Source organism: Anaerosporobacter sp., from assembly GCF_965301125.1.
In genome coordinates, this window is record NZ_CBDLAM010000063.1 from 10,632 (window position 1) to 20,031 (window position 9,400).

Below are 9,400 nucleotides of genomic sequence, written 5' to 3' on the forward strand. Positions count from 1 at the left end.
ATATATTATAACAAGATTATTAAATTTTCAATGGCTAACTATACAAAATCTGTTGATGTTGTGGACAATCTTTGATAACATAGAGCTATAACATCCAATTTCCACAACTTATCCACGAACCATCCAAAAGAATTAACATCCATGTGTATAAAACAATAAAATTATAAACATCGTCACAAAATATAGTAAATTGAGCATTTTTTTTTATATTATTTAAATAATTAACGTAAAATCAAAAAGTTATCCACAAGTTATCCACAAATTGTTGATAACTTTTTGGATGGTTGGTGTGGATATTGTATTTTAACCAATTTTTCCACAAATAAATCACAGACCATCCAAAACGGTGTGTAAAACTAATAAAAAACTAATAGTTGGTCATACTTATATAGTAATTAGCAGGTTAATAATTTTGTAAATAACACTTGACGGAATTAATCAATGCTAATATAATAAACGTGATATTGTAATTTAACTTATAATAGAATAAATACGCTTACTATAAATAGTTGGGTATAACTAAGGAGGTGTTTTGTAATGAAAATGACATTCCAACCAAAGAAGAGATCAAGATCTAAAGTTCATGGTTTCAGAAAGAGAATGAGCACTGCTAACGGTAGAAAGGTTCTTGCTAGCAGAAGAGCAAAAGGAAGACATAAATTATCAGCATAGGTCGCAGTTTTGTGACCTTTTTTCTCTATGGTAGGTTCTTTATGGGTTACTCCTAGGGAATAAGATTGAATAATATTTGTTAATAGGGGATTTTGAAATTGTCAGAATCATTGAAAAGTAATAGAGATTTTCAAAATGTGTATAAGAATGGAAAATCGTTTGCTAATAAGTATTTAGTTATGTATATAGTAAAAAACGATTTAGGTACATTACGATTAGGAATATCGGTTAGTAAAAAAGTAGGAAATAGCGTTATTAGACATCGTGTGACGAGACTGATTAGAGAAAGTTTTCGATTGAATGATTACCAGTTTAATAGTGGTTTAGACGTAGTTGTAATTGGAAGAGCGGGAGCAAAGGGAAGAAATTATCAGGAAATTAGTAGCGCAGTTTTGCATTTATGTAAGCTGCATAAAATAGTAAAAGAGATGAATGATTAGTGAAACGAATATTGATATTTCTTTTAAAATTATATAGAAAGTACATTTCACCCTTAAAAGGAAGGCCTACTTGTATTTATACGCCTACCTGCTCTTTGTATGCAATGGAAGCACTACAAAAGTATGGTGCTATTAAAGGAACATATCTTGCAGTAAGAAGAGTATTGAGGTGTCACCCATTTGCTAAGGGTGGTTATGATCCGGTTCCTTAATAACGAGGAGGAATAACAGTTGACAAATTTATTTTTAACACAAAGTGGCGGTATATTAGGTCCAATCGCAAGTTTACTTGGATGGATTTTAAATGTAATTTATGAATTTCTAAGTTTGTTCCATATTGAAAATGCGGCACTTTGTATTATATTATTTACGTTTATCGTAAAAGCTTTGATGATTCCGTTAACTATCAAACAACAAAAGTTTACTAGAATCTCTTCAAAGATGAATCCAGAACTAATGAAAATTCAAGAAAAGTATAAAGGAAAACGTGATGAAGTTTCCATGAGAAAACAACAGCTTGAGACACAGGCAGTATATCAAAAATACGGCGCGAATCCTACAAGTGGTTGTCTTCCTATGTTAATTACTTTACCAATCTTATTTGCTTTATACCAAGTTATATATAGAATTCCTGCTTATATAGGAGACATTAGATCACTATATGAATCTATTGCTACAGGATTACAGTCAACTCCTGATTTTGCAAATACTTTAGCAGATAATTTAAAAGTGACAGGTTTATCTGCTGATAGCAGTATTAACTCAATAATTGACGCATTATCTAAGTTTAATACTGGAACTTGGGCTGATTTAGCTAAAAATTTCCCTAATTTAAGTGATGTTATTACTACTAATTCAGATAAAATTATGCATATCAACTCATTCCTTGGTGGATTAAACATTGCAGATACTCCTGTTTCAAAAATGTGGCCAGGCTTACTTGTTCCAATTCTTGCGGTTGCAACACAATGGTATCAAACAAAACAAATGACAGATACAAATGGTATGGACAAGAATGCACCAGCTGCAGCTAGTATGAAAGCTATGAATACATTCATGCCATTATTCTCAGGATTTATCTGTTTAACGTTACCAATTGGTATTGGTCTTTACTGGGTAGCGGGTTCAGTGTTCCAAATCATACAACAATTTGCTATTAATAGACATTTTGAAAAGATTGATATTGATAAATTAGTTGAGCAAAGTGTTGAAAAAGCTAAGAAAAAGAAAAAACATGTTGATTATGAAAAGACTCTAGAAGAGTTAGCCAAGAAACAAACAAAATCCATTGGAGATAAGGCGGGGGCTTACAACAATTCAGCAAGCAATAGTAACAGCATAAAAAACAAAGCGAATTCTAATGTAAATACAAAAGAAAATAATGATAGTGCTAATAAGAACTACAAACCAGGTAGTATTGCTGAAAGAGCAAATTTATTGAAAGGTATGAATAGCTCAGGTAAGGGGGAAAAGTAATCATGAATGAATGGATTGAGGTTACAGCAAAGAATGTTAATGAAGCATTGACTGAAGCATTAATTAAACTTGAGACTACAAGCGATAATGTTGAATATGAAGTACTTGAAAAAGAATCAAACGGAATTTTAGGCCTATTTAGTAGACCTGCAAAAATCAGAGTTCGTAGTAAAAAGACAATAGAAGGTGTTGCTACTAACTTTTTGAGAAAAGTGTTTGTTTCAATGAACCTTGTTGTTGAAATTAAAGTTGACTATAACAAAGAAGAAGGTTATGTAAATATTGATTTAAGTGGAGACGACATGGGTGTTCTAATTGGAAAAAGAGGACAAACATTAGACTCTTTGCAGTATTTAGTAAGTCTTGTTGTTAACAAAGAAAGCAATAGCTACTTAAAAGTTAAGGTAGATACAGAAAATTATCGTGAAAGAAGAAAAGAAACGCTTGAAAACCTTGCTAAAAATATTGCATATAAGGTAAAGAGAACGAAACATTCCGTATCACTTGAACCAATGAATCCATTTGAAAGAAGAATTATCCACTCCGCCCTTCAAAATGATAAGTATGTTGAGACTCATAGTGAAGGCGAAGAGCCATACAGAAGAGTTGTTGTAACTCTGAAAAAGTACACGAAAGAATATAAAGGTAGCTATAATAAAGAATATAGTTATAAAAAAGAATACAAAAAAGATTATAAGAAAGATTATAATAAAACCTATGGAGCTAAAATAGCGTCCACAGTTAGCGTAACAGAAGAATAATAATATGGGGCTGTAGCAAAAGTTATACAATTTAAGATTTTGCGACAGCCCCTATTATGTAACTATTTGTTACTAGATATAGAATAGTTGGATGCTCTATTTATTATTAGAAAGGAATGTATAAAAAATTGAAAACAGATACAATCGCTGCAATTGCTACAGGAATGACGAATGCTGGTATAAGTATCGTTAGAATGAGCGGTGATGAAGCATTAGAAATTATAGATAAGATCTATCATTCTCCAAAAAAGAATAAAAAACTATCGGAAGTAGCAAGCCATACCGTTCACTATGGTTATATTTTGGATGGTGAACAAACAATTGATGAAGTTATGGTATTGGTCATGAAAGGACCAAATACGTATACAAGGGAAGATGTAGTAGAAATTGATTGCCATGGTGGTGTGGTAGTAACAAAGAAAATATTAGAAACCGTTATTAAATATGGTGCAAGAGTAGCAGAACCAGGTGAGTTTACAAAAAGAGCTTTTGTTAATGGAAGAATTGATTTATCACAAGCAGAAGCGGTAATTGATGTTATTAATGCGAAAAATGAATATGCTCTTAGTAGTTCAATGAGTCAACTAAAAGGGAATATTTTAAATAGAATTAAAGAAATAAGAGACAATGTGATTCATAATGTAGCATTTATTGAAGCTGCACTAGATGATCCAGAACACATTGAGATTGGAAATTTCTCAGAAACATTATTAAATAATGTAGAAAATAATATAGAAGTGATAGATAAGTTATTAGAATCAGCGGATAATGGTCGATTATTACGAGAGGGTATTAAGACAGTTATCGTAGGAAAACCAAATGCGGGTAAGTCTTCTCTTATGAATGTATTATTAGGAGAAGATCGAGCAATCGTAACAGATATAGAGGGAACAACAAGAGATACGTTAGAGGAAACCATTAACATTCATGGGGTTACTCTTAATATTGTAGATACGGCAGGTATAAGAGATACAGAAGATGTAATTGAAGAAATCGGTGTTAAGAAGGCAAAAGAAAATGCTGAAAAAGCTGACTTAGTAATTTATGTTGTGGATGGTTCAAGAAAATTAGATCAAAATGATTATGATATCATTGAGATGATAAAAGATAGAAAGTGTGTTATATTGTTGAATAAATCAGATTTACAAGCTGAGGTTACCAGTGAGCAGTTAGAAACAATTACAGGCAAAACTGTAATTAAGATATCTGCAAAAGAGGGGACTGGAATAGAGGAATTTGAGACATGCATAAAAGACCTATTCTATGAAGGAAAGCTTAATTTCAACGATGAAGTATATATAACCAATATAAGACATAAATCTGCCATTGTTGAGGCAAAAGAAAGCTTGGAGCAAGTAAAACAAAGTATTTTGGATGGAATGCCAGAAGATTTCTATTCAATAGACTTATTAAGTGCTTATAATTCACTAGGATATATTATTGGTGAAATGGTTGATGATGATTTAGTTAACACTATATTTAGAGAGTTTTGTATGGGTAAATAAAAGGTGACCGTTTGGATGGTTCATTTGGATGGTTGATATAGAAAGAAGTGAGGAAGGATTATGTTATATACGTATGAAGATTACGATGTTGTTGTCGTAGGTGCTGGACATGCAGGTTGTGAAGCGGCTTTAGCCAGTGCTAGATTATCTCTTAAAACCGCTATGTTTACAGTAAGTGTAGATAGTATTGCTTTGATGCCTTGTAATCCTAATGTAGGAGGTAGTTCGAAGGGGCATCTAGTTAAAGAAATAGACGCGCTTGGCGGTGAAATGGGTAAAAATATTGATAAGACATTTATACAGTCTAAGATGTTAAATAAGTCGAAAGGGCCAGCGGTACATTCTCTACGTGCACAGGCAGACAAACAAGACTATAGTAGAGAAATGAGAAAAGTAATAGAGAATACACCTAATCTTGAAGTGAAACAAGCCGAAGTATGTGAAATTTTGGTTGAGGATGGTATGGTTACTGGTGTTAAGACGTATTCAGGGGCAGTTTACCCTTGTAAAGCCGTTGTATTGGCAACAGGTACGTATCTTAGATCAAGATGTATCTATGGTGATGTAAGCAATTATACTGGTCCTAATGGACTTGCGTCAGCAAATCATTTGACAGATTCCTTAAAGAAACTCGGAATCGAAATGAGACGTTTTAAGACAGGAACTCCAGCTAGAATTGATAAGAGATCAATCGATTTTAGTAAAATGGAAGAACAAAAAGGTGATGAGGAAATTGTACCTTTTTCATTTACTAACACACCTGAAGATCTTGAAAGACCACAAGCGTCTTGTTGGTTAACCTATACAAATGAAGAGACGCATAAGATTATAAAAGATAATCTAGATCGTTCGCCATTATACTCAGGAGATATTGAAGGTACAGGACCTAGATATTGTCCATCCATTGAAGACAAAGTTGTACGATTTGCTGACAAGGATAGACATCAGGTGTTTATAGAGCCTGAAGGAAATTATACAAATGAAATGTATATCGGAGGTATGTCAAGTTCATTACCTGAGGATGTCCAGTATAAGATGTATCGTAGTGTACCTGGACTTGAGAATGCTAAGATAGTAAGAAATGCTTACGCAATTGAATATGATTGTATTAATCCAAACCAGTTAAAGGCTACCCTAGAATTCAAGAAAATAAGTGGATTATTCAGTGGTGGACAATTTAATGGTAGTTCTGGGTATGAAGAAGCGGCAGCACAGGGCTTAGTTGCAGGTATTAATGCAGCACTAAAAGCGTCAGGAAAAGAGCCTATTGTACTTGACCGTTCTGAATCCTATATTGGAGTATTAATAGATGATTTGGTAACGAAAGATAATAAAGAACCATATCGTATGATGACCTCTAGATCTGAGTATCGTTTATTATTAAGACAAGATAATGCAGATTTACGATTAAGTAAAGTTGGTCACGAAGCTGGTCTAATTAGTGATGAACGTTATGAAAGAGTTCTACTCAAAGAAAAGCTGATTAAAGAAGAGATGGAACGAATGGACCAAACTAGCATTGGAGCATCCAAAGAAGTTCAAGAATTGCTTGAAGCAAATGGTAGTACACCATTAAAAACAGGAACTACTCTAGGTGAATTAATTCGCAGACCTGAGCTTTGTTATGAAGTAATTGGTCCTATAGATAAAAATCGTAAGGAATTACCACGAGATGTAATCGAGCAAGTTAATATTAACATTAAGTATGAAGGATATATTAAGAGACAATTAAAGCAAGTAGAACAGTTTAAGAAATTAGAAGGAAAAGTAATTCCTGAAGATATTGATTATGAAAAGGTTCATAGTTTACGTCTTGAAGCAAAACAGAAGTTATCATTAGTGCGACCTCATTCTGTTGGACAGGCATCAAGAATAGCAGGAGTATCACCTGCAGATATATCTGTTTTATTAGTTTATCTATCATCCTTTCATGGAAAGAAATAATTTAAGTATAATGCCTAAAAGATAAATAGGAGAGAGTATGAGCAGAGAAGATATTTTAATGCAAGCAGCTAAAGAGCTTGATATTGAGTTATCCGAGATACAAGTTAATCAATTCATTAAATACTATGAAATACTAGTTGAATGGAATTCATTCATGAATCTTACGGGGATCACAGATTATGACGAAGTGGTAGTGAAACACTTTATAGATAGTTTATTAATTGTAAAAGCCTTTGATTTATCTAGTACAAGGTCTTTAATAGACGTGGGAACCGGTGCAGGATTTCCTGGTATTCCATTAAAGATTATTTATCCAAATATCAATGTGGTATTATTGGATTCTTTAAATAAAAGAATTAAGTTCTTGAATGAGGTTATTGATCAATTAGGATTAACTAAGATAGAAACCATCCATGGAAGAGCGGAGGACTTCGGAAGAGATAAGAAGTATAGAGAAAAGTTTGATTTATGTGTATCTAGAGCAGTGGCCAACCTTGCCACACTGTCAGAGTATTGTATACCATTTGTAAAGAAGAATGGGTATTTCATTCCGTTTAAGTCAGGAAAGATTGCTGAAGAGGTGGAAGAGGCTAAAAAAGCAGTTAAATTATTAGGTGGTAAGTTAGAAGAGGTAAAACCATTAATTCTACCAAATACGGATATTGAACGTTCTTTTGTTATTATACACAAGAAAGAAAATACGAGTAAGACATACCCAAGAAGTGCAGGAAAACCATCCAAAGAACCGCTAAAGTAGTAATACAAAGTCTAGGACCATCCATATGAAAGAAGGAACAACATGTTAGAGGGAAAGTATTTATTATTTGGAGATTGTTTTGACGATATTATTCAAGTAAGAAATCAATGCATAGATAGTAGAAATGTTGTAGATCTAATGGATAGTGAGGCAATACATGTTATTGTGTATGAAGATAAAGAACCAATCGCATGTGGACGTATGCTAATTGAAAATGATAAAGCTATATTTGATCATATCTATGTAATTGAAAATAAAAGGAGAAATAAAGTTGGCGATTTTACTTTACGACTTCTAATTGAAAAAGCAAATGTAATGTGTTTTGGAGAAATTGAATTAAGATGTGATGAAAACAATAGAAAATTTTTTGAATCATTAGGTTTTGTAGAGGTTAAAGAACCATCCAATACTTATATGGATAGTATAAAGATGATACTTGATCTAGATTCTTTATTTAATAAAAAAAACTGTTGTAAATAAAATAACATTAAGTCGTGAGATTTAATTAATAAAAATGTTGAGGCTCAAAAGTCTCAACATTTTTATTATAGATGATATAAAGATTATTAATTTATTGTTATAAAAAGATAGATATATAATTACATAATTGATCAGGATTCTCAATCCAAGGTAAACCCTTCGAATTTGAAATGACAGCTGTTTCAATAGAAGGATTTAATTCTACGTATTCGTTTAGAATTTCTTCGTGATTAACATAGCCATCTCCTATAACAAAGTAGATACTGTGGTTAATTGATTTCAGAGCGTGGGTAACGTTCAAATTGGTAAAATAGCATCTTATACTAGCATCAACATACTTGGCTGCTTCACCGCCAAGATGTGCGGATTCATTTCTAGATTGAATATAACTCTTGGTTAATATAGATGGATTAACAACTTGATATAATAAAATTTTAGAGAGATTTGTATTACTGTATAATGTATTAAAGATACTAGTACCAACTACACATGATTCTAATAACTTCTTAGTAATTTTATGTTTTTTACCAGGTACACGGTTTAATGTTTTTATATTTGGTGTATTAACGAACAATAATTTATTAATTAAATTAGGACTATAATTACAAACAGTAAGGCCAATTGTTGTTGATTTACCGATACATACTAAATTCGCTTTTTGTTTAATAACTGTTGTAATGAAATCTGTTATTAGCTGGACAAATAAGAAATTAGTATAAGTTACTTTAGGTTTATCGGATTTACCAAACCCAATTAAATCTATCGTATAGACAGTATACTTTTTCTCAAGCTTATTAATTAATGATTTAAACTCATAACTAGATTGACTAGTATCAAGATCATGAATTAATAAAACAGGAGTTCCTTGTCCACTTTTTGTATAATATATCTTTCCAAAGCGCCACGTAAAATAATTACTATTAGGTAAATATAATTTTTCGTGTTTAGAAGAAAAATAAAAAATTAGTTTATTAATAAATATACTAATTGAGGTAAGCGCTAAAGTTGTTAACAAAACTAAAGAAAATTTTTTATTTTTTTTCAACGTATTATCCCTCTTTCTGAACTTAATAAAAAGCTGTTTAAGAGTAACTGTCTTACACTCTGTGAAATTACCAGAGTAACTATGATAATTCTCTTAATTTATATTATATGCTAAAATACATGGACTTACAATTAGTTTTTGAAATTTAGGAAATATATACAAAGTGGATTTTAAGATAGCTATAAAGTATACTAAAATTTATTAATAATTGTAAGGTTTGTCGAATTAAAAATAATAATAAATAAATACAAATTTTGTGTAAAATATTCCTTTAATAATTTGTGTTTTTGTTATATTATAATATATATACTGTTATAAAG

Annotated in this window: 10 protein-coding genes; 9 read left to right on the forward strand and 1 reads right to left on the reverse strand. The window is 31.6% G+C overall.

Going from position 1 to position 9,400, the window contains the following annotated elements; genetic code table 11:
- Positions 1 to 537 precede the first annotated feature (537 nt).
- The 9 genes from rpmH to ACW2QF_RS08955 all read left to right on the forward strand — a co-directional run bounded on the left by rpmH (position 538) and on the right by ACW2QF_RS08955 (position 8,035).
- Complete coding sequence (rpmH, locus tag ACW2QF_RS08915; protein ID WP_167957617.1) at positions 538 to 672, forward strand: 50S ribosomal protein L34; 135 nt, start codon at positions 538 to 540, stop codon at positions 670 to 672.
- Between the two features lie 92 nt (positions 673 to 764).
- On the forward strand, positions 765 to 1,112 hold the full coding sequence (gene rnpA, locus ACW2QF_RS08920) for a ribonuclease P protein component (RefSeq protein ID WP_455715649.1): 348 nt from the start codon (positions 765 to 767) through the stop codon (positions 1,110 to 1,112).
- Complete coding sequence (gene yidD / locus ACW2QF_RS08925) at positions 1,112 to 1,324, forward strand: membrane protein insertion efficiency factor YidD (RefSeq protein ID WP_455715650.1); 213 nt, start codon at positions 1,112 to 1,114, stop codon at positions 1,322 to 1,324. Before rnpA ends, yidD begins: the two co-directional genes overlap by 1 nt.
- Positions 1,325 to 1,343: 19 nt before the next feature.
- Positions 1,344 to 2,588: a YidC/Oxa1 family membrane protein insertase gene (locus ACW2QF_RS08930; protein WP_455715651.1), complete on the forward strand. Its 1,245-nt coding sequence runs from the start codon at positions 1,344 to 1,346 to the stop codon at positions 2,586 to 2,588.
- A gap of 2 nt (positions 2,589 to 2,590) precedes the next feature.
- Positions 2,591 to 3,349, forward strand: coding sequence for an RNA-binding cell elongation regulator Jag/EloR (gene jag / locus ACW2QF_RS08935; RefSeq protein WP_455715652.1), 759 nt, complete (start codon positions 2,591 to 2,593; stop codon positions 3,347 to 3,349).
- Between the two features lie 128 nt (positions 3,350 to 3,477).
- Entirely contained in the window at positions 3,478 to 4,854 is a 1,377-nt protein-coding gene (gene mnmE, locus ACW2QF_RS08940) for a tRNA uridine-5-carboxymethylaminomethyl(34) synthesis GTPase MnmE (protein ID WP_455715653.1), read from the forward strand.
- 60 nt (positions 4,855 to 4,914) lie between these two features.
- Complete coding sequence (mnmG, locus tag ACW2QF_RS08945) at positions 4,915 to 6,798, forward strand: tRNA uridine-5-carboxymethylaminomethyl(34) synthesis enzyme MnmG (protein ID WP_455715654.1); 1,884 nt, start codon at positions 4,915 to 4,917, stop codon at positions 6,796 to 6,798.
- Between the two features lie 37 nt (positions 6,799 to 6,835).
- Positions 6,836 to 7,555 (forward strand): 16S rRNA (guanine(527)-N(7))-methyltransferase RsmG, encoded by a 720-nt coding sequence (gene rsmG, locus ACW2QF_RS08950; RefSeq protein WP_455715655.1) that lies wholly within the window; start codon positions 6,836 to 6,838, stop codon positions 7,553 to 7,555.
- Positions 7,556 to 7,597: 42 nt separating this feature from the next.
- Positions 7,598 to 8,035 carry a GNAT family N-acetyltransferase gene (locus tag ACW2QF_RS08955; protein ID WP_455715656.1) on the forward strand — a complete coding sequence of 146 codons (438 nt, stop codon included), beginning with the start codon at positions 7,598 to 7,600 and terminating at the stop codon, positions 8,033 to 8,035.
- Between the two features lie 97 nt (positions 8,036 to 8,132).
- On the opposite strand, the gene ACW2QF_RS08960 is transcribed toward ACW2QF_RS08955, so the two are convergent.
- Positions 8,133 to 9,080, reverse strand: coding sequence for an alpha/beta fold hydrolase (locus ACW2QF_RS08960; protein ID WP_455715657.1), 948 nt, complete (start codon positions 9,078 to 9,080; stop codon positions 8,133 to 8,135).
- Positions 9,081 to 9,400: the final 320 nt, after the last annotated feature.